Source organism: Delftia sp. WSY_12, from assembly GCF_043104645.1.
Classification (GTDB): Bacteria; Pseudomonadota; Gammaproteobacteria; order Burkholderiales; family Burkholderiaceae_C; genus Comamonas; species Comamonas tsuruhatensis.
Map to the genome: position 1 here is coordinate 13,295 of NZ_JBICKW010000005.1, position 20,246 is coordinate 33,540.

The 20,246-nt window shown below is 69.5% G+C and carries 18 protein-coding genes; 16 read left to right on the forward strand and 2 right to left on the reverse strand.

Translation table 11 applies throughout. The annotated features are described in order from the left end of the window. Window positions 1-3 precede the first annotated feature (3 nt). From ACF8LI_RS02650 to ACF8LI_RS02700, 11 genes are all read left to right on the forward strand, one after another. Window positions 4-1,545, forward strand: coding sequence for a pilus assembly protein CpaE (locus ACF8LI_RS02650; protein ID WP_046987651.1), 1,542 nt, complete (start codon window positions 4-6; stop codon window positions 1,543-1,545). Window positions 1,546-1,552: 7 nt separating this feature from the next. Then, window positions 1,553-2,875, forward strand: coding sequence for a CpaF family protein (locus ACF8LI_RS02655; protein WP_016450674.1), 1,323 nt, complete (start codon window positions 1,553-1,555; stop codon window positions 2,873-2,875). Then, window positions 2,872-3,834, forward strand: a complete 963-nt coding sequence (locus ACF8LI_RS02660) for a type II secretion system F family protein (RefSeq protein ID WP_016450673.1) — start codon at window positions 2,872-2,874, stop codon at window positions 3,832-3,834. The genes ACF8LI_RS02655 and ACF8LI_RS02660 overlap by 4 nt, the downstream gene beginning before the upstream one ends. Before the next feature lie 60 nt (window positions 3,835-3,894). Next, the gene (locus ACF8LI_RS02665; protein WP_016450672.1) at window positions 3,895-4,899 is read left to right on the forward strand and encodes a type II secretion system F family protein; all 1,005 of its coding nucleotides are present in this window, start codon (window positions 3,895-3,897) and stop codon (window positions 4,897-4,899) included. Window positions 4,900-4,901: 2 nt separating this feature from the next. Continuing rightward, window positions 4,902-5,876: a tetratricopeptide repeat protein gene (locus ACF8LI_RS02670; protein ID WP_312841431.1), complete on the forward strand. Its 975-nt coding sequence runs from the start codon at window positions 4,902-4,904 to the stop codon at window positions 5,874-5,876. Between the two features lie 10 nt (window positions 5,877-5,886). After that, window positions 5,887-6,336 (forward strand): DUF3613 domain-containing protein, encoded by a 450-nt coding sequence (locus ACF8LI_RS02675; protein ID WP_026062698.1) that lies wholly within the window; start codon window positions 5,887-5,889, stop codon window positions 6,334-6,336. A gap of 32 nt (window positions 6,337-6,368) precedes the next feature. After that, entirely contained in the window at window positions 6,369-6,884 is a 516-nt protein-coding gene (locus ACF8LI_RS02680) for a TadE/TadG family type IV pilus assembly protein (RefSeq protein WP_016450346.1), read from the forward strand. Between the two features lie 140 nt (window positions 6,885-7,024). After that, complete coding sequence (locus ACF8LI_RS02685; protein ID WP_227472670.1) at window positions 7,025-7,543, forward strand: TadE/TadG family type IV pilus assembly protein; 519 nt, start codon at window positions 7,025-7,027, stop codon at window positions 7,541-7,543. 17 nt (window positions 7,544-7,560) lie between these two features. Beyond that, on the forward strand, window positions 7,561-9,825 hold the full coding sequence (locus ACF8LI_RS02690) for a TadG family pilus assembly protein (protein ID WP_392414074.1): 2,265 nt from the start codon (window positions 7,561-7,563) through the stop codon (window positions 9,823-9,825). A gap of 50 nt (window positions 9,826-9,875) precedes the next feature. Continuing rightward, on the forward strand, window positions 9,876-11,270 hold the full coding sequence (locus ACF8LI_RS02695) for a sigma 54-interacting transcriptional regulator (protein WP_016450343.1): 1,395 nt from the start codon (window positions 9,876-9,878) through the stop codon (window positions 11,268-11,270). Between the two features lie 34 nt (window positions 11,271-11,304). After that, a complete protein-coding gene (locus tag ACF8LI_RS02700; RefSeq protein WP_392414075.1) occupies window positions 11,305-12,579 on the forward strand; it encodes a glycosyltransferase in 1,275 nt (424 codons plus the stop codon). Between the two features lie 52 nt (window positions 12,580-12,631). On the opposite strand, the gene ACF8LI_RS02705 is transcribed toward ACF8LI_RS02700, so the two are convergent. Together ACF8LI_RS02705 and ACF8LI_RS02710 are read right to left on the reverse strand one after the other, a co-directional pair. After that, the gene (locus ACF8LI_RS02705; RefSeq protein ID WP_392414076.1) at window positions 12,632-14,083 is read right to left on the reverse strand and encodes an EAL domain-containing protein; all 1,452 of its coding nucleotides are present in this window, start codon (window positions 14,081-14,083) and stop codon (window positions 12,632-12,634) included. A gap of 15 nt (window positions 14,084-14,098) precedes the next feature. After that, a complete protein-coding gene (locus ACF8LI_RS02710) occupies window positions 14,099-14,662 on the reverse strand; it encodes a hypothetical protein (protein WP_392414077.1) in 564 nt (187 codons plus the stop codon). A 368-nt stretch (window positions 14,663-15,030) separates the two neighbouring features. Between ACF8LI_RS02710 and ACF8LI_RS02715 the strand changes: the two genes are divergently transcribed. The 5 genes from ACF8LI_RS02715 to ACF8LI_RS02735 all read left to right on the forward strand — a co-directional run bounded on the left by ACF8LI_RS02715 (window position 15,031) and on the right by ACF8LI_RS02735 (window position 20,211). Beyond that, window positions 15,031-16,383 carry a PAS domain-containing sensor histidine kinase gene (locus ACF8LI_RS02715; RefSeq protein WP_070080607.1) on the forward strand — a complete coding sequence of 451 codons (1,353 nt, stop codon included), beginning with the start codon at window positions 15,031-15,033 and terminating at the stop codon, window positions 16,381-16,383. Then, entirely contained in the window at window positions 16,368-17,702 is a 1,335-nt protein-coding gene (locus ACF8LI_RS02720; RefSeq protein ID WP_392414078.1) for a sigma-54-dependent transcriptional regulator, read from the forward strand. Before ACF8LI_RS02715 ends, ACF8LI_RS02720 begins: the two co-directional genes overlap by 16 nt. Before the next feature lie 173 nt (window positions 17,703-17,875). After that, entirely contained in the window at window positions 17,876-18,544 is a 669-nt protein-coding gene (locus ACF8LI_RS02725) for a hypothetical protein (RefSeq protein ID WP_016450337.1), read from the forward strand. A gap of 96 nt (window positions 18,545-18,640) precedes the next feature. After that, entirely contained in the window at window positions 18,641-18,988 is a 348-nt protein-coding gene (locus tag ACF8LI_RS02730) for a DMT family protein (RefSeq protein WP_012203978.1), read from the forward strand. A gap of 11 nt (window positions 18,989-18,999) precedes the next feature. Beyond that, window positions 19,000-20,211, forward strand: coding sequence for an MFS transporter (locus tag ACF8LI_RS02735; RefSeq protein WP_392414079.1), 1,212 nt, complete (start codon window positions 19,000-19,002; stop codon window positions 20,209-20,211). Window positions 20,212-20,246: the final 35 nt, after the last annotated feature.

Genomic DNA, 20,246 nt, shown 5'->3' on the forward strand with positions numbered 1-20,246 from the left:
GACATGACAAGCAAGCCCACCGCAACCGATTCGCCTGTGGACGCCACAGGCTCGCCGGCCATCGGCTCACCCACCTCGCTGGAGACATTGCTGGGTCTGCGTTCCTCGACCTCGCTGGCCGGCAAGCTGCAGCCCGCCACCGACGCGATGGCCCAGGAAAAAGCGCTGCTGGACAAGGCGCTGCTGGACAAGGCGCCACCGGACAGGATGGCGCCGCCCCATGCCGCAGCGGCGTCCGCCGCTGCATCGACTGCCGCGCTGCGCCAGCCGCCACAGCCGCTCGACGATGTGCTGGAGATGGAGCTGCTGTTCATCCATGCCGGCACGCCCGAAAGCGCGCTGGCCCAGTCCTGGATGCAGCGCATGCTGGACGGCACACGGCTGCACGTGGCGCGCTTCCAGGACAACATCACGGAGCAGGTACAGCGCTTCATGCCGCATGCCATCTTTGTGCATTTCGACCCGCTGTCCACCGACGAGGCCGCCCATCTGGCCTCCCAACTGCACATCTCCCACCCCCACCTGCCCTGCGTGGCCGTGGGCCGCACCAAGTACCCGCAGTGCATGCTGGCCGCCCTGCGTGCCGGCGTGCAGGATTTCCTGGACGTGGACGCGCCCGTGCAGACCGCGCTGCAGACCGTGCGCGAGCTGATCAAGCGCATGCCGGCACCGCAGTCCAGCGCGCCCAGCGCGCCGCTGACGGCCATCCTGTCCGCACGCGCGGGCCTGGGCAGCAGCCTGCTGGTCTCGCACCTGGCCTGGTATCTGCAAAAGCGCCTGCACGGCCGGATCGAGGGCAAGGAAATCAGCGCCAGCGAAATCAGCAACGAAACGCTGGACGGCCTGCTCATCGACCTGGGCAATCCCAGCGGCGACTGCTCCCTGTACATGGGAACGCAAAGCGACTTCGACTTCATCGAGGCCGTCAACAACCTGCGCCGCTTCGACCGGCGCCTGGCCTCCACCGGCCTGTCACGCCACGAAAGCGGCCTGCGCATGCTCACGCTGCCGCGCCAGTCCAGCCGCCTGCGCGATGTCTCGTATGCCGACGTCGATGCCCTGCTGCTGCGCCTGCGCCAGTACTTCCGCCACGTGATTGCCGACCTGGGCGCCGTCGTCCCCACCCACCTGGCCATGCGCGTGGCGCTGCGCGCCAGCCAGGTCTGGGTGGTCTGCGACCAGAGCGTGGCCAGCGTGGTCTCCACCACCGAACTGCTGCGGCAGCTGGACGAGCAAAAGATCGAGCGCGAACGCATGCACCTCATCGTCAGCCGGCACGACAGCCAGCTCGAACTGGAGGCCCAGCAGATCGCCAAGCAGCTGCAGCTGCCGCTGCTGGCCACCATCCCCGAGCGCCGCCGGGAGCTGGCCCAGGCCGTCAACCAGGGCCAGCTGCTGCCCAGCCGCCTGCAGCGGGAGCCCTATGTGCAGGCCGTGGACAAGCTCGCCACCTTGCTGATCACCACCCACCACCAGGCCCATGCGGGCGATCAGGCCGCGCCCGCCCGCGGACTGAACCGTTTCTTCCACCGAACAAGAAGCTGAACGCACCATGACGACCACGGCTTATTCCCATCTGGCGGACGCACAGGCCAGCGAGTTCGAGCAAAGCGCGCTGTTCCTCGACCTGAAGAACCGCACGCACGAGCATTTGCTCAGCCGCATCGAGGAGCTGGGCGCCGAGTTCGGCCGCTGGTCGCAGGCTGCCATCGCGCAGTTCGTGCTGATGGAGCTGGACAGCTTCATCCGCCTGCACTCCGTGCCCGTCAACGAGCAGGAGGCGCTGCAGGTGGCGCGCGCCCTCACGCGCGAACTCACGGGTCTGGGACCGCTGCAGCCGCTGCTGGAGGACCCCCGGGTCGAGGACATCCTCATCAACGGCCATGGCAACATCTACGTCTCGCGCGGCGGCGTGCTGCAGCGCGAGACCCTGCACTTCAAGGACGACGAGCATGTGCTGCGCATCGTGCGCCGCATCCTGGCGCCGCTGGGCCGGCGTCTCGATGAATCCAGCCCCATGGTCGATGCCCGCCTGCCCGATGGAGGGCGCATCAACGTCATCATCGAGCCGCTGTCCATCGACGGCCCCTCGGTCTCCATCCGCAAGTTCCGCAAGGACCCGCTGACGCCTTCCGAGCTGGTGCAGCTGGGCACCTTCAACCACGACATCTGCCGCATCCTGGAGATGGCCGTGCAGGCGCGCTGCAACATCCTGGTCAGCGGCGGCACCAGCTCGGGCAAGACCTCGCTGCTCAACGCGCTGGCCAGCTTCATCCCCTCCAGCGAGCGCATCGTCTCCATCGAGGACACGGCCGAGCTGGCCCTCAACCACAACCATGTGGTGCGGCTGGAAAGCCGCCCCGGCGGCTTCGACGGCTCGGGCCACGTCAGCATCCGCGACCTGCTGCGCAACAGCCTGCGCATGCGGCCCGACCGCATCATCGTCGGCGAAGTGCGCGGCGGCGAAGTGCTGGAGCTGCTGCAGGCCATGAACACCGGCCATGACGGCTCCATGGGCACCATCCACGCCAGCTCGCCGCGCGAGTGCCTGTACCGGGCCGAGATGCTGGCAGGCTTTGCGGGCTTCCAGGGCAGCGAGGTCAGCCTGCGCCGCCAGATCGCCAATGCCGTGGACTTCATCGTGCAGATCGGACGCCTGTCCAACGGCCGCCGGCGCCTGCTGTCGCTGACCGAGGTCACGGGCATGACCGACAACATGATCTCCATGCAGGAGCTGTACCGCTACGAGCCCCAGGTCGGCGGCGACGGGCAGGAAATCGACCACTGGGTCTCGCTGGGCATCTCGCCCCACTCGCCCAAGCTGCTGAGCTGGTGGCGCTCGCAGCAGCAGGCCGGCAGCGGAGGCGTGCGATGACAGGCCTGGCACCCGTCATCCTCATCCTCGGCGCGCTGGCCTGCCTGCTGCTGGCACTGGCGCTGTGGGTGATCATGCGCGGGCGCCGCAAGGAGCATGAGCAGTCGATCAAGCTGCACCTGCAGCGCAGCGTCGAAGGCCACAGGGAGGCGATTGCGCCCGCGCTTGCCATGGCCGAGCCTGTCTACAAGCCCGCCGCGCCGCAGCCTGCGCCGGCGCCTGCCGCGGTGCAATGGCTGAACCAGCGCCTGGGCATCCAGTCCTGGGGCATCTCATCCAACACCCTGGCCCTGTTCGCCATCACCGGCCTGGTCCTGGCCCTGCTGGCTGCCAGCCAGGCAGGAGCGGCGGCAGGGCTGGTGGTGGCCGTGCTCTATGCCGTGCTTCTGGGCCTGGGCATCTGGCGGCGGCAGGCCAAGCGCCGCGAAAGGCTGCTGCAGCAGCTGCCCGGCTTCCTGGACAACATGGTCCGGCTGATCTCCATCGGCAACTCGCCCCATGCAGCCTTCCAGATGGCGCTGAACAACGTCCCCGATCCGCTGGGCGATGCCCTGCAGCAGGCGGCGGCCATGCTCAGTGCCTCGCCCGATCTGGGGCAGGCCATGGGCCAGCTCGAGCGCAACTGGCGCCTGCCCGAATTCGGCCTGCTGGCCGCCGTGTTCCGCATGAGCGTGCGCTATGGCGGCCGCGCCGACCTGGTGCTGGAGCGTGTCTCGGCCTACATCCGCGACCGCCAGTCCGCCGAGCGCGAACTGCATGCGCTGTCCTCCGAGATCCGCATGTCGGCCTGGGTGCTGGCCCTGCTGCCCCTGGTGGTGGGGACGCTGATCATGGTGATCAACCGGGGCTATTTCATGCGCATGTGGAACGACGACAGCGGCCAGACCATGGTCCTGGTCGCCGCCGCCCTGGAAGCCCTGGGCGCCTTTCTCCTGTACCGGCTGGCCAAGCTGAGGTGAACCCATGACAGCACAGGCACAAGCACACGCCCGCCCCCCCGTCTGCGCAAGGAGCCACGCATGAACACGCAGCAACTGTGGATCGCCAGCATCGGCCTGGGCGCCCTGGGATTGGTGCTGTGGGCGTCCACCCTGGTGTGGAGGCTGTGGCGCTCGGCACGCGCCTCCAGCCAGGTCGCCAGGATCCTGCAGGCGCGCGACTCGGCATCGACCACGAAGGCGGCCACGAAGAGCGCCATGCAGGCCAACGACGCGCAACTGCTCAACCCGCTGTCCATCAACGTGCGTTCGTCCGATTCCCCGCAGGCGGTGGCGGCCAACCTGCCGCCACCGGCCTGGCTGCAATGGGGCGTGGCCAAGGCCCTGCTGGCCGATGAGGACCGCAAGCTGCTGGACCAGGCCGGCGTGGGCACGCGCAACGGCAGCATGGCCTATGTGGCCAGCCGCATGGTGCTGTGCGTGGTCCTGCCCCTGCTGGCGCTGGGTGTGCTGCGCCCCGGCGAGAACGCTGCGCTGGTCTACGGCTTTGTCGGAGTGAGCCTGGGGCTCATGCTTCCCAAGTGGTTTCTGCGCTCGCGGGCCAAGGGCCGGCGCGAGCAGGTGGTCGAGGAACTGCCGCTGTTCGTGGACCTGCTGAGACTGCTGCAGGGCGTGGGCCTGAGCGTGGACCAGAGCCTGCAGATCCTGGCCTCGGAGTTCAAGGGCGTGCTGCGCGTCATCAGCGGCGAGCTGGCCCTGGCCAACCAGCTCTACAACACCGGCCGCACGCGCGAGCAGTCCTTCCAGCGCATGGTCAACATGAGCGCGGACGACGACATGAGCGCCATCGTCAACCTGCTGGTGCAGGTGGACAAGCATGGCGGCGCCGTGCAGGAGCCACTCAAGGAATTCAGCATCCGGCTGCGCGAAAAGCGCCAGGCCAGCTTCAAGGAAAAGATAGGTTCCATCACCGTCAAGATGACGGGCGTCATGGTCCTCACGCTTTTGCCCGCCCTGCTGGTCATCACGGCGGGCCCCGGTTTCCTGGCCGTGATCAGGGCATTGACCACCATGGGAGGACGCTAGGCATGCGACACCACAAAGGCACCCCCGCCGGGCGGACGCCAGCGCTGACAGCACTGACAGCGCGGACAGCCCTGGCCCCCCTGGCCATGGCCCTGGCCCTGGCCGGCTGCGCCGGCAAAGGGCCGCAAGGCTACGGCGCCACCTCTTCGCAGCAGGAGACCGCAGCCCAGGCACAGCAGCAGCTGCAAAACGCCCAGCAGGCCACCCAGGTCGACAACGCCCAGACCTATCTGGACCTGATCACGCAGATGCAGCAGGCCGGCCAGTGGTATGCATCGCTGGCGCATACCGAGGCCTTCGAGCAGCAATACGGCACGCAACCGGAATCGCGCCTGATGCGGGCCGACGCGCTGCGCAACACCGGCCAGGCCGAGCAGGCCCGGCAGGCCTACCAGGCGCTGCTGCAGGGCGCCACCACGGCACGCGCGCGGCGCGGCCTGGGCCTGCTGCACGCAAGCCAGGGCGAGTATGGCCAGGCCGTGGAACAGCTGGAGAAGGCGCGCCAGCTCAATCCCATAGACGCCAACGTGCTCAGCGACCTGGCCTACGCCCACATGCTCGACGGCCAGCTGGCCGCCGCGCAGATGCCCATCATGCAGGCCTCGCAGCTGGCCCCGGCCAACGCGCGGGTGCAGCTGAACATGGCGCTGTTCTGGCTGGCCAGCGGCAACGAGGCCCAGGCCTCCCAGCTGCTGCGCCAGCTGGCGCAGCCCCAGGCCAAGGGCGCCCTGCCCATGATCGACCAGACCTCGCTGCAGACCCTGCAGTCCCAGCTGGCCAGCGTGAACGAGGCGGTGCGCCTGCGCGGCGGCCAACTGTCCGCAGCGCCCGCGCCCGGGACCCGGCAGGCACGGGGCGTGGAGCCCGTGCCCAGGCCCGCCACCGACGCGAGCGCCCTGCCGGCCGGCATCACCCGGCGCATTCTTCTGTCCGAGCCGTCCGGCGCCGCTGGCGCAGCACCGGCCTCGCCACTTTGAGGACCACGACATGCCAGACACACACCGCATGCATTTGCCCCGCCGCGCAGCCGCCGCAGCGCTGGCGCCCTGGCTGCCGGCTGCCGGCCTGGCCCTGACACTGGCCCTGACCCATACGGCCCCGGCGCACGCCCAGGCCTTTGGCGAAGTGCAGAGCCCGCCCGAGCAGGTGGATGCACGGCCCCATGTGTTCGCCGAGCCCTCCACCGACTCCATCCTGGCCGGCTACACGCTCTACACCAACCCCGATGGAACCGTGATGTACGTGCCCCGGCGCGAGATCGACATCGGCGGCGGCACCCTGCGGCTGCTGGGAATGCAGCACAGCCAGCCGGGCCAGCGTGCCCGCCCCATCGACGGCGAGCAGGCGCGGCGCAGCTATGCGCGCTACCTCAAGAGCTTCGAGACGGAAATCCCCGCCCTGTACAAGACCGGCGTCGAAGCCGGCGGCAAGAACTGAGCCCGCCCCGGCCAGCAGCTTGAGGAACGACCATGATCCGGCGCCCACTCCGCGCTCACCGCCCCCACCGGCCTGCCAGCCTGCGGCAGCGGGGGGTGTACGCGCTGGAGTGGGCCATCATCTTCCCGGTGTTCTTCGCCCTGCTGTACGCCTGCATCAGCTACGGGCTGGCGTTCCTGGTGCGCGAATCCATGCAGGCCGCCGCCGAGGACGCCGCGCGGGCCACGCTGCGCTACCAGACCAGCCGCAGCGCCCGCCTGGACGCAGCCCGCAGCCTGGTGCAGCAGCGGCTGGACTGGCTGCCTGCCGACCTGAGGCCCACGGCAGGCAGCATCGACGTGCGCATCTGCAGGCTGCAAAACAGCGAGCTGTGCTCGGCCACGCTGACCTGCGGCGTGCTGGTGGCCGAACGCTGCATGGTGCGCGTGGGCTTCACCATCCCTTATGGAACCAGCCCGATAGCACCCGCCCTGCCGGGCTTCGGCCTGGTCATGCCGACGACGCTGACCGCCAGCGCCAGCATCATGGTGGACAGGGGGGGGCTATGAAGCTCCCCCTGAGTCGCTTCGCGCCTTCCCCCTCTCTCGCTTCGCGGGAGGGGGGCATCCGGGCCACCGGCGACACCCTCGGGGCGGGGCGGCGCGGCCGGCTTAGGCCCTTCCTCGGTGTCCCTGGGTTGGGGCATGCCGTGCGTGGGGCACGCCCTGCTGCATCGGCCGAGTTCATGCAGGACACCGGCGATACCTTCGCGGCAGGGCTGCACAGGCGGCAGCGCGGCGTGGCGGCGGTGGAGTTCGCGTTGATCGCCGGGGTGATGGTGATGCTGCTGATGGGCATGTTCGTGTACTGGCGCGTGCTGCAGGCCCAGCAGTCGGTGGCGCGCGCCACGGGCGACGGCGCGCGCATGGTCCAGCATCTGGCCTTCGGCGGGATGGCTGGCTTCAATCCGGCCAAGCCGGCCGAGCGCGCCAACATCCTGCAGGCCACCACCGACGTGGTGAACCAGAGCCTGACGGCCAGCGGCATTCCGCCCGGCACGGCGCCCACCCAGGTGCAGATCGACTGGACCAGTTCCCAGGCCACGCTGAGCGTGGTGTACATGCTTCCCCCCGTGCTGGGCCAGGGCCTGCAGGTGGGCAGCCAGACCCTGGGCGAACCCACGCGCCTGGAGGCCCGCAGCCTGATCAGGCTCGCCCCCGGCAGCTAAGACAGGAGGACCAGAGCATGCTCACCCACCTCCCCGCATCCGTACGACGCCCCAGAACGCGCCGGCAAGGGCGCCGGCAAGGCGGCAGCCTGCTGGTGCAGTTCGCCCTGCTGGGCTCGGTGCTGTTCCTGCTGCTCGGCATCGTGGACCTGGGCTACATGTACTACGCCAAGCGCGACCTGCAGCGCATTGCCGATCTGGCAGCCACCCAGGCCGCCCAGACCATCAATGCCGAGCGCAGCAACCGCGCCGCCTGCGTGACGGCGGGCGAGGACAGCATCACGGCCAACTGGCCGGTTCCCCTGACCCGCAGCAGCGCCCAGACCCTGGTCAGCTGCGGCAACTGGAACCCGGCGGACCCGGCCAGGCAGTCCAGCGGCGGCCGCTTCTTCGACGCCGCCTCCGGCCCGCTCAACGCGGCGCGCGTCACGGTGGGCGGCACCTCGCCCACCATCTTTCCCGGCACCTGGAGCCGCCTGGTGGTGGCCGAGGCCATTGCCATGCGCAACGACTCGGTGGCGTCCTTCCAGGTGGGCTCGCAGCTGCTGCGCTTCAACAAGGACACGCCGCTGGGCGGGCTGCTGGGCCTGGTGGGGCTGGACGTGGGCATGCTGACCCTGCTGGACTCCAAGGGCCTGGCCGACGCCAAGATCAGCCCGGCCGGCCTGCTCAAGGCCCTGGGCGTGAACCTGGGCATAGAGCAGCTGCGCGCGCTGTCGCCCGAGGGCCTGGCCAACATCGCCAGCGTCACCCTGCTGAACGTGATCGATGCCTCCATCAGCGCCATCACCGACAACGCGCTGGCCGTGCAGCTCAACGCGCTCAAGACCCAGATCATCAACGCGGGGCTGAGCACCATCAAGATCCCGCTGGGCAGCCTGGATGACCAGAAGGGCCTGTTCGCCTTCCTGGGCGCCGGCCGCACCGATCCGCTGAACGCGGCCATGGACGTGCAGCTGGGCATCGGCGACGTGCTCAAGACCGCCATCGCCATCGGTGCCAACGGCCATGCGCTGCAGGCCAACCAGCTCGATGTGGCCGGCCTCATCAAGGCCCAGCTGACCATCGTGCAGCCGCCCACCATTGCCGTGGGCCCCGTCGGCACGCAGGGCTACAGCGCTCAGATCCGGCTGAACCTGAACGTGGACACGGACCAGTTGCTGGGCGGCGCGCTCAAATGGCTGGTCAAGGACATCCTGGGCACCCAGGTCAAGCTGCCCATTGCCGTGGACATCACCAACGCCACGGGCACGCTGACGGCGCTGCAGTGCAGCGCCAGCCCGCAGACCATGGACCTGTCGGTCAAGTCCTCCATCCTCAACGCCTGCGTGGGCAAGATGGACCCGGCCAACAAGCAAAGCTGCGAGAAGGGCCTGCAGGACGAGCAACTCATCACCCTGCTGCACCTGCCCGTGCTGACCGGCAAGCTGTGGGTGCCGGCCCTGGAGTACACCGACTCCACCACGGGCCTGGGCATGGAGCCGGGCTACGAAGATCCGGCCGACCCCAACTGGTCCAAGACCAACCGCTCCACGCAGGTGAACCAGCTGGCGCTGGGCGACACGGTCGACAACATCGTCACGGGCCTGCTCAACCTGCTCAGCGGCCTGCTGCAGCCGCCGGGCACCACGCCCACCGACATCACCACGCGGCTGCTGGAGTCCTACCTGGATGCCGCCAAGGTCAACGGCCTGTACAACGTGACCAGCGTGACCAACCTGCTGCTCAACGGGCGCGGTGTGCCCGGCGACCCGGACTACATGCCAAAGCTGCTCACCTCCAACTTCACATTCAACAACGCCATCGCCACATCCTGCTTCCTGTTCGCCTGTCCCTCCTCCAGCTGGCCCAGCGGCACGTTCTCGGCCGCCCTCAACTCCTACACCAGCGTGCCCGGCGGACTGCTGGATGTGCTGGGCATCTCCACCTACGACAACGGCTACCAGAGCTGCGCGGGCCTGCTCAGCTCGCTGCTCAACTGGAACGGCTGCGTCAAGCACAACGTGACCAAGCTGCTGACCTCGCACCCGCAGTACCTGTACGCGATCAACGCCAACAGCCCTGAGATCCAGTCCCTGCTCAACCGCGACAACAACCTCACCTGCACCGGCGCCCTGTGCACCCTGCTCAAGCCGGTGATCACCGGCGTGCTCAAGCCCATCCTCAACGGCGTGGGCACGCTGCTGACCAGCGTGTTCAAGGACACGCTGGGGCTGGAGGTGGGCCGCACCGACATCAAGGCCCTGTCCATCGGCTGCGACACGGCGCAACTGGTTTTCTGAACGGCAGGCAAGGCCATCCAATCCATGAATCGACAACGAGGGAATGCAACGTGAATCTGGACGAGCTCGTCATCTATGTCTGGGAAGGCCAGGCCGACATCGCCGAGCGGGTGGAGCGCTGCGTGCTCAACCTGGGCGTGGACGTGGTGCGCGCCGACGGGCTGACCCTGCCCGCCGACACCAGCGAGCTGGGCAATGCGATCGCCGTGGTCAGCGTCTCGGTGCTGGAGGGCGCGCGCTTCACGCGCCAGGGCGTGGAGGGCACCTTCGGCATGCCCGTGCTGTGGGTCAGCGCCAAGCAGCGCGACGCCAACGCCGGCACCTATGCCATGGAGTACTCGCATGTGCTGCCCTTCGACTTCACGGGGGCCGAGCTGCGGGCCATGCTGGTGCGCATACTGCGGCGCATGCAGAGCAACCAGCGCCAGGTGCAGCGCTCGGAGGACATCATCGCCGTGGCCGACTGCATGCAGCGCCTGCTGCGCGACGTGGACACCTTTGCCGACTGCGAGCACAGCGTGCTCATCATCGGCGAGACCGGCGTGGGCAAGGAGCGCATTGCCGAGCGGCTGCACGAGCGCAACAACCGCTACGGCCAGGGCCCCTTCGTGGTGGTCAACTGCGGCGCCATCCCGGACGGGCTGTTCGAGTCCCTGTTCTTCGGCCACGCCAAGGGCTCGTTCACGGGCGCGGTCAATGCCCACAAGGGCTATCTGGAGCAGGCCAACGGCGGCACGCTGTTCCTGGACGAGATCGCGGACCTGCCGCTGTACCAGCAGGTCAAGCTGCTGCGCGTGCTGGAAGAGCGCGCCATCACGCGGCTGGGGTCGGCCGCCGCCGTGCGGCTGGATTTCCGGCTGGTGGCGGCCACCAACAAGCCGCTGCGCGGGCTGGTGCGCGAGGGACGCTTCCGGGCCGACCTGTTCTTCCGCCTGGCCGTGATCGAGCTGCAGATCCCCAGCCTGGAGGAGCGCGGCGAGGCCGACAAGCTGGCCATCTTCCACGCCATCCTGCACAAGGTGGTGGGCGAGGCCACGATGAAGGAGCTGGGCGAGCCGCCCTTCTTCATCCTCGACGCCGTGGCCCAGATGTACTTCCCCGGCAATGTGCGCGAGCTGCGCAACCTGGCCGAGCGCATCGGCGTGGCCGCCCGCCAGACGCGCGACTGGAACGCCGACGGTGCCACGCAGCGCATCCTGCAGCACGCCCAGGCCCTGTCGGCCACCACCTTCCCGCCGGACGCCGGCGCCGCCGAGCCCCTGCTGGCCGACCGCAGCAACTGGGACATGGACGAGCGCAACCGCATCATCGCGGCGCTCAACACCAATGACTGGAAGCGCCAGAACACGGCCCAGCACCTGGGCATCAGCCGCAAGGTGCTCTGGGAAAAGATGCGCAAGTACCAGATCAGCGACGGCGAGCCCGAAGTGCCCGTGCCGGGCTGAGCACGCCCTCCGACACATCCCATCCCCCCACGCCATGGAGACCTCCACGAACATGCAGGACAAGCCGGTCATCATCTTCGTCAGCGCCGTCTACCCCAGCCAGTACAGCCTGCTGTGCAGCCACCTTCGCGCCAGCGGCGCGGCCGACAGCTGGTTCATGACCATGCCCGGCCATGCCGAGAACTACGCCAGCCAGTGCGACCACCTGCTGTCGTTCCGGCCCGATGGCGACATCGTCGGCCCGCAAAGCTACTACTACTCCAGCAAGGTGGAGCGCTCGGCGCGCATAGGCCGCGGCCTGCTGCAGGGCCTGCAGGCCTTCGAGAAGGAAAAGGGCAAGCGCATCGACGTGGTGGTCGCCCACTCGCTGTGGGCCGCGCCCAACCTGCTGTACGGCGAGATCGATGCCGCCATCGTCAGCTACATCGAATTCCCCAGCTACCGCGTGCACGGCAACGAGCCCGACTACCCGCCCGACCTGTCCCAGCGCCTGGCCGACCGCAACATGGAAATGCTGCACTACCACCAGGTGCTGTGCAGCGACCTGACCATCGCGCCCAGCGCCCATGCGCGCTCGCTGTTCCCGCCGCTGCTGCAGGAGCGCGTGGCCGTGCAGTTCGAGGGCTTCGACATCCAGGCCCCTGACGAGCAGGCCGAGCCGGTGCCGCGCCAGGACGCGCGCTTCACCGTGGCCTTCTCATCGCGCGACCTGTCCAGCTCCAAGGGCTTCGAGACCTTCATGCGCCTGGTCGACCGCCTGGTGCGCGAGGGCGATGGCCAGCAGATGCGCTTCATCGCCCTGGGCGACCCCACGGCCGTGACCTATGGTTACGAACAGCAATGGGTGGAGCGCCGCTACCAGGGCAAGGTGGCCAGTTTCCGCGACCATCTGCTGCAGATCCACCCGGCCGCACAGGTGGTGGAGTTCCCGGGCAAGCTGCCGTACGACGAGTTCGCGCGCACCCTGGCCTCGGTGGACCTGTTCCTCTACCCGCTGCGCTACGGCGTGGCCAACTGGGGATTGATGGAGATCCTGGCGCGCGGCGGCTGCGTGATCGGATCGAACTGGGGCTTTGTGCCGGAGCTGGTGCAAAACGACGTCAACGGCCTGCTGCTGCCCGACAGCGACGACGCCTGGATCGGCGCCATCCGCCAGCTGCGCGACGACCCGGCCCGGCGCCAGCGCTACGGCCGGGCCGCGCGCGAGACGGGCAAGCGCTTTCACATCTCCAACGTGGCACCGCGCTTCATGGACCTGTTCCGCCTGGCCATGGCGCGGCGCAGGGCGAGCCCGCTGATGCTGGAGTAAGGTGCAGCGCGGGCCGGGCTCGGCCTGCGTTCAGGTGCGGGCCCTTGCGCGCCTAGGCGGCGGACAGCGCCGATGCAGGGGCCCCGACAGCCCCGACAGCCCCGACAGTGCCGACGGCCCCGCCAGTCCCGCCGTCGGCAGCCGAAAGAGCCGTCACGCGGTCCATGCCACTCCAGCTCAGGGCCATGCTCAGTGCCATGTCCAGCGCGTCGCCCTCCTGCGCCTCGGACGCCTGCAGCACCTCCAGCACATCGGCCACGCACACCACCTGGTCGAGCAGCCCATGCAGCGATGGCCGGGCTATGAAAAACCCCTGCACGCCATGCGCCCCCGCGAGCGCCACGGCCTCCATGCCCTGGGCGGACTCCACGCCTTCCACGATCACGCAGGCGCCGCGGTCGGCGCACAGGCTGATCAGGCCCTGCAGCATCCGGGCCGAAGGCCGGGCCTGCAGGCTCTGGTCCAGCACGGACTTGTCGATCTTGACGATGTTGGCGCGCAGCTTGCCCAGGATGTCCAGGCCACCGCGCCGGGGAACGATATCGTCCAGCGCCACGCGCACGCCCAGGATCTGCAGGTGCCGCACCAGGCCCAGCGCGGCCTTCTCGCAGGGGAAGACACCGGTCTCGGTGATCTCCAGCACCAGGCGCTGGGCGATCTCGGGCCGCTCCTCCAGATAGTCGAACACGCCTTCCCACCAGGCCTCGTCGCAGAACGAGGCGGCCGACAGATTGCAGCCCAGGCTGTGGCCGGTCTTCATCTCCAGCGCCCCTATCACCGACCACAGCACGCTGCGGTCCAGCCGCGCGGCCAGGCCCAGCCGCTCCAGCGCCTCGATGGCATGGGGCACGGCATAGTTGTCGTAGGCAGAGAACACGCTGCGGCGCAGCAGGCACTCGTGGTAAAGCGTGCGGCCCGTGCCGGTCCCACTGCCTCCCCCTGCCATGCCCCCGGGCTCCAGCAGCGTCACGGGCTGGAATGCCAGCGCCAAATGGCCCAGCCGCAGATCGTCCAGCAGGCGGCCCGCCAGCTGCATGTCGGCCTGGTAGCCCTTGATGAGCCTGGCGGGCATTCTGCGCACCGCCATGTCCTGGCCGCCCGCCGTGGCGTGGCCCTTGCCGCGTATCTCGTGCAGCCCCGCGAAGGAGACGCAGCCCAGCGCCTGCACCTCGGCCCGCAGATAGGCCTGGCGCGAGCCGTGCACCACGGGCTCGCTCACCAGGGCGGACTCCAGCGCATGCATCCAGCCATGCCGGGCATGATGGCCGGGCAGCACCGTGTCGGCCAGCGTGCGGGGGTCGAACCCGCGAACCAGCAGCGTATCGCCCGCGCGCTCCAGCGATTGGGCATCGATGCCCAGGCCCTTGAGCCGGTCCATGCAGGCCTGCATGGCCTCGTCGCAGAAACCGTTGCCATAGACGCTGCGCCAGGCCTGCAGGGGCGGCAGCCAGATGGCCAGATCCAGGGGCATGTCGCTGTGCGAGGGTTCGATGATGTCGTGCATGGTGAGCGCCTTCGTTCAACGGCCTGCAATGGGTTGTGAATAGCAGTGAAATCCGATCGCCCTGCGCCCCCGGCCGGCCGGCCCGCCGCCGAGCATGCCGGCATCCACGGCCGACAGCGCCAGGTCCACATGGCCGGCCACCAGGTCAAAGACCACCGAGCAGGCATCCGCCTTGCGGCTGAAATACGCCAGCGTGGCATCCGTTCCGCCGGCAAAGCTGCCCAGCAGCGCCTGCCCGTCCTGCTCCTGGAACACCGCCTGCGCGCTGCCCTGCTGCGGCACGATGACCCGGTCGCCCTGCTGCAGCAAGGCGCCGGCCTGCGCCACGATCACATCGCTGCGCCGCACGATGCGCACGCCCTCGCTCACCCGCGTGAGCAGCGCCACCGGCGCCGCCTGCGCCGCCTGCGCCACCTGCGCATGGGGGCTTCCGTCGCCCGCCTCGCGCGCAGCGGTGCGCGGCACGGCGGCAGACGCAAACGACGCGGGTACGTTCAACGGCTTGCTGCGCGCCCTTTCCGGGTAGGCGCGCAGTCGCGGCAGGGGCATGCCTGCAAACGACAACGAGACAGCGGCCATGGTTTCTCCTCCGAAAGACAGCGATCAATGGGGCGGCCGGCGCAGCACACGGTTTTCCAGACACTGCGACAAGCTTTTTGCATCCTGTTGCAACAAGCGTGCCATGGGCCTGGACGTCTTCATCCAACGCAAAGCCATCTGTAACCTATTGATTTATTTGGGCACCCAAGCACAGCCACCACCGTGTCACCCCGCAGCGTTACGGGCGATGTCACGTAACGCCGGCACGCCACGGCGTTACTTTCACGGCGGCCGCGCAGGACGACGCTGCCCTGGCTGCCAGGCGCGGCCCCCCTTTCGGTGTATGTTCCAGCGCATCACTTCAGGAGCCGGCCCTGTCCCCGCAAAAGTCCATCCAACGGGATCTGGTGATCCTCTGGCTCACCATCTCGGCCGTCGCCCTGGTGCTGGCGTGGCTGCTGTTGCTGTTGACCCGGCAGGGCACCGAACCGCAGATTGCCCGCGCCCGCGACGCCGCAGGCGTCAGCTGCAGCGCGCTGCAGGCCGGGGCCGCGCGCATGGGGCTGGCGGGGCTGACGGCAGACACGCCATCTGCCCAGGCCCGGTCCGCCGCGCAGGCCGTGCTGGACCTGGCGCTGCGCGACCGCCCCGGCATGGAGGGCGGCTTCTGGCGCGAGGGCCCCGGCGTGGTGGCCTATGCGTTTCCCACCTATGACGGCTCGGGCATCAAGCGCGATGCGCCCAGTGCGGAGATGGAGCGCATCGCCTCCACCGCCCAGCGCGCAAGGGACAGCGCCGGGCTGGTGACCGACCTGCGCCCCGGCCTGCGCGAGGCGGTGGTCTTTGCCGCCTGCCCGGCCCAGGCCGATGCGCCCGCCCTGGTGGCCTGGACGCTGATGCGCGTCCCCCTGATCAGCGCCGACGTGGTCAACCCCCTCATCCTTGCCGTCAGCCTGCTGCTGGGCATGGTCCTGGTCTCGGGCCTGTGGCTGGGCAGAATGCTGCGGCGCTGGCAGCGGCAGTCGGCACAGATGGAGCAGCAACTGCTCGGCGCCGAACGGCTGGCCACCCTGGGCCGGCTGTCGGCCGGCCTGGCGCACGAGATCCGCAACCCGCTGGGCACCATGCGCATGAAGGCCGAGAACGCCCTGGCCGCGCCCGAGCCACTGCGGCAGGCCCGCAGCCAGGGCGCCCTGGAGGCCGTGCTGGCACAGACCGCGCGCCTGGAAGACCTGGTATCGAGCCTGCTGGCCTTGACCCAGCCCTTCCGCGTGCACCCGGAGCCCGTGGACCTGCAGCAGCTGCTGGACGAAAGGCTCCAGGCCCATGCAGAAATGGCCCAGGCCAGCGGCGTGCAGCTGGCAACGGCGGTGTCCGCCGGCCTTGCCCGGGACCTGCGGGAAGGGCGCCGCCCGCTGCTGGACCCCGCACAGATGGCCCGCGCGCTGGACAATCTGCTGCTCAACGCCCTGGCGCACACGGCGGACGGCGGCCGGGTGGAACTGGGCGCGGACCGGGACGCCAAAGGCTGCCTGCGGCTGTGGATTGCCGATGACGGCACCGGCATCGCGGCCGAACTGCGCGACACGCTGTTCGAGCCCTTCACCACCGCACGCCCCGGCGGCACCGGGCTGGGATTGGCGCTGGTGCGCGAAATCGTCCAGGCCCACGGCGGCCGGATCGCCCTGGCCAAGACTGCACAAGGCAAGACTGCACAAGGCACCCGCATAGAAATGGAATTTCCATGGCCCGCATCCTGATCGTGGACGACGACACGGCCTTCCGTGAAAGCCTGGCCGAGATGCTCGGAGACCTGGGCCATGGGGTCAGCCAGGCCCCGACCGTGGCGGCGGGGCTGCAGATCCTGCAGGCCGGGTCCGTGGATGCGGCCATCGTGGACCTGCGCATGCCGGGCGAGGACGGCCTGGCCTTCCTGCGCAAGGCCCGCGGCCTCTCGCGGGCGCCCTGCATCATGCTCACGGCCTACGCCAGCGGCGGCAACACCATCGAGGCCATGCGCCTGGGCGCCTTCGACCACCTGACCAAACCCATCGCCCGCACCGCCCTGGTTGAGGCCCTGGACCGCGCGCTGCAAGGCGCAGGGCCGGCCCAGGACTCCGGGGACGGCCAAGCCGGCCAGCCGCAGATGCATGACGATGGTGAACTGGTCAGCGGCAGCGAGGCCATGCGGCAGGTCTTCAAGCGCATCGGCCTGGCGGCGGACAGCGACGCCACCGTGCTGGTGCTGGGCGAGACCGGCACGGGCAAGGAACTGGTGGCACGCGCCCTGCACCGCAACAGCGTCCGGGCGGAACGCCCCTTCGTGGCCGTCAACTGCGCCGCCATTCCGGCAGACCTGATGGAAAGCGAACTCTTCGGCCATGTGAAGGGCGCCTTCACGGGCGCCGCCAGCGACCGCGCCGGGCGCTTTCGCGAGGCGCAGGGCGGCACGCTGTTCCTCGATGAAGTGGGCGACATGCCGCTGCCCACGCAGGCCAAGATCCTCCGGGCGCTGCAGGAGCGCGAGATCACGCCCGTGGGCGCCAGCCGGGCGCTGCCCGTCAACGTGCGCATCATCGCGGCCACGCACCGCGACCTGCCGGACGCCGTCAGGCAGGGGCGCTTTCGCGAGGATCTCTGGTACCGGCTCCAGGTCGTGCCCGTGCACCTGCCGCCGCTGCGCGAGCGCCTGGGCGACGTGCTGCTGCTGGCCGAGCATTTTCTGCGCCAAGGCGGCGGCGCCTCGCCCAAGCGCCTGGGGGCCGACGCCGCGCGCCTGCTGCTGGCCCACGACTGGCCCGGCAACGTGCGCGAGCTGCGCAACGCCATGGAGCGCGCGGCCCTGCTGTGCCCCGGGCCGGTCATCGGGCCCGAGCACATCGGCCTGCAGCCTGCGGCGGCGAACGGCCCCGCCATCGACTGGAACGGGCCGCTGGCCCCCGCCGTCGCCCAGCTGGAACGTGAAATGGTCACGCGCGCCCTGGCCGCAACCATGGGCAACCGTGCCGAGGCCGCACGCCGCCTGGGCCTGTCGCGCCAGCAGCTGTACCGCAAGCTCGCGGAGTTCGGCCTGGGTTGAGGCAGCAGCGGGCACAGGCGCCGCCTGCGGTGTCCGGATGGGTGACACCCCCTGTCGCCATCTCGGACACATGGCCCGCATCAGCGACCGCAAGCCCTTGATTTCATGAGGTTTCCGGATGGCATGGCGCTTGCATTGGACTGTGCATGTCCATCGCCAACCCAGGAGCCATCATGACCCGTCTCACCCTTTCTTCCGCCGCCCTGTGGCTGGGTGCCAGCGCACTGAACGCGCATGCCGCCCCGCCCCTGCCTGCCCACGGCCCTGGCGCGCCCCACGCGGCCATGCCGCACGCGCAGGCCGTGCTCGAGAGCCCAGTCGCCCGGCTGCTCACCAACCCTTACGGGGAAGTGGACGGCCTGCGCCTGACCGACGGCACGGTGGTCCGGTTCCCGCCCCACATGGCCGATGCGCTGACGACCGCCGTGAAGGTGGGCGACACGGTGCGCATCATCGGCCGCAGCGAAGCCGGTGGTGCGGTCAAGGCCGACGCCATCGTGAACACCGCCACCGGCCAGACCGTGTATGACCAGCCACCGGAGCCCGGCCGCGCCCGCCCCATGCCCCCGCACCTGCGCATGGCCGGACTGCAGACGCAGCAGGCCCAGGGCCGCATCGAGGCCGTTCTCACCGGCCCGCGCGGCGATGCCAACGGCGTCATCCTGTCCGACGGCGCCATCGTGCGCTTTGCCCCCCATGCGCTGCAGCAGCCGTTGCAGCAGGGCCAGCTTCTTGCCGCCTCGGGCCTGGGCACGCGCAACGCGCACGGCACCTCGCTGGAGGCCATCAGCATGGGTGCGAGCCTGTCGGACCTGCAGCCGCTGTACGACCGCGCGCGCTGACGCCACCGCCCGGCCACCGGGGCCGGGCGGGTTCCTGCCCATTCCTGGTTTCCTGCTTCCCTGCTGCCCTGCTCTCCCGCTTTCACCGAGCCCGCCATGTCCCCCAAGATCGCCCCCGTCCTGCTGCTGCTGATCTCCAACGTCTTCATGACCTTCGCCTGGTACGGGCACCTGAAGTTCGAGAACCGGCCGCTGTACCTCGTCATCCTGGTGAGCTGGCTGATCGCGCTGGCCGAGTACTGCTTCGCCGTGCCTGCCAACCGGCTCGGCCATGAGGTCTACAGCGCGGCCGAGCTCAAGACCATCCAGGAGGTGATCACGCTGGTGGTGTTCGCCGTCTTCTCCGTGCTCTACCTGGGCGAGAAGCTCACCCTCAACCACCTGGTGGGCTTCGGCTTCATCTGCCTGGGCGCCTTCTTCGTGTTCAAGGGCCCCTTGCGCTGAAGGAAGCCGCCATGCACCGCACACACCACCATGCGCGGCGCTGGCTGCCGGGGCTCCACTTCTTCCTGGCCGATGTGCGCGACGGCCTGGGCCCCTTCCTGGGCGTCTTCCTGCTCGCCCAGGGCTGGCGGCTGGACGACATCGGCTACGTCATGGCCCTGGGCGGCATCACGGGCATGCTGGCCACCACGCCGCTGGGCGCGCTCGTTGATGCCTCGCGCCGCAAGCGCAGGCTGCTGGCAGCGGCCATCGCCCTGCTGCTGGCGGGCAACCTGGCCATCTGGATCGCACCGTCGCTGGCCGTGACGGCGGCATCGCAGGTCATCACCGGCGTGGTCGCGGCCTTGATCGCCCCCTGCCTGCTGGGCATCACGCTGCAGATCACCGGCCATGCGGACCTGCCCCGGCAACTGGGCATCAACGAAGCCTGGAACCACGCCGGCAACGTGGCCACGGCCGCACTGGCGGGGGCCATGGGCCTGCGCTGGGGACTGCCTTCCGTCTTCGTGCTCATGGCCCTGATGGGCTGCGCATCGCTGGCCTGCCTGGCGCTGATGCGGCTGGATGAAACCCCGCAAGGCACGCCGCCCCCAGAGCAGGCCGGGCCTTGCGCACCCAGCCTGATGCACGTGCTCACGGGCACGCCGGCGCTGCGGGTGCTGGCCGTGGCCATGCTGCTGTTCCACCTGGGCAATGCCGCCATGCTGCCGCTGCTGGGCCAGGCTGCCGTGGCGCGCGGCCATGCCAATCCCAGCGGCTTCACGGCGCTGACCATCATCGTGGCGCAACTGGTCATGATCCCCATGGCCTTGCTCGCCGGGCGCCACGCCCAGCGCAGCGGCTACTGGCTGCTGGTCAAGGCGGCCCTGCTGTCGCTGCCGCTGCGCGGCCTGGTTGCCGCCACCTGGGATTCGGACTGGGCGCTGATTCCCGTGCAGGTGCTCGACGGCGTGGGCGCGGGGCTGCTGGGCGTTGCCCTGCCAGGCCTGGTCGCGCAGACGCTGCGCGGCACCGGCCACGTCAACGCAGGCCTGGGCGCCGTGATGACGCTGCAGGGCCTGGGCGCGGCCGCCAGCCCGGCACTGGCGGGCTGGATTGCACAGCGCTTCGGCTTTGATGCGGCCTTTCTTTCGCTGGGCGGCATCGCGGTGCTGGCCCTGGCGCTGTGCTGGTTCGGCGCGCCTGCCGAACACCGGGCAGCCCGTCTCCAGCCCAAGACCTGACATCAGGCCATGCGCGGCCCGCTTTCAGGGCATCT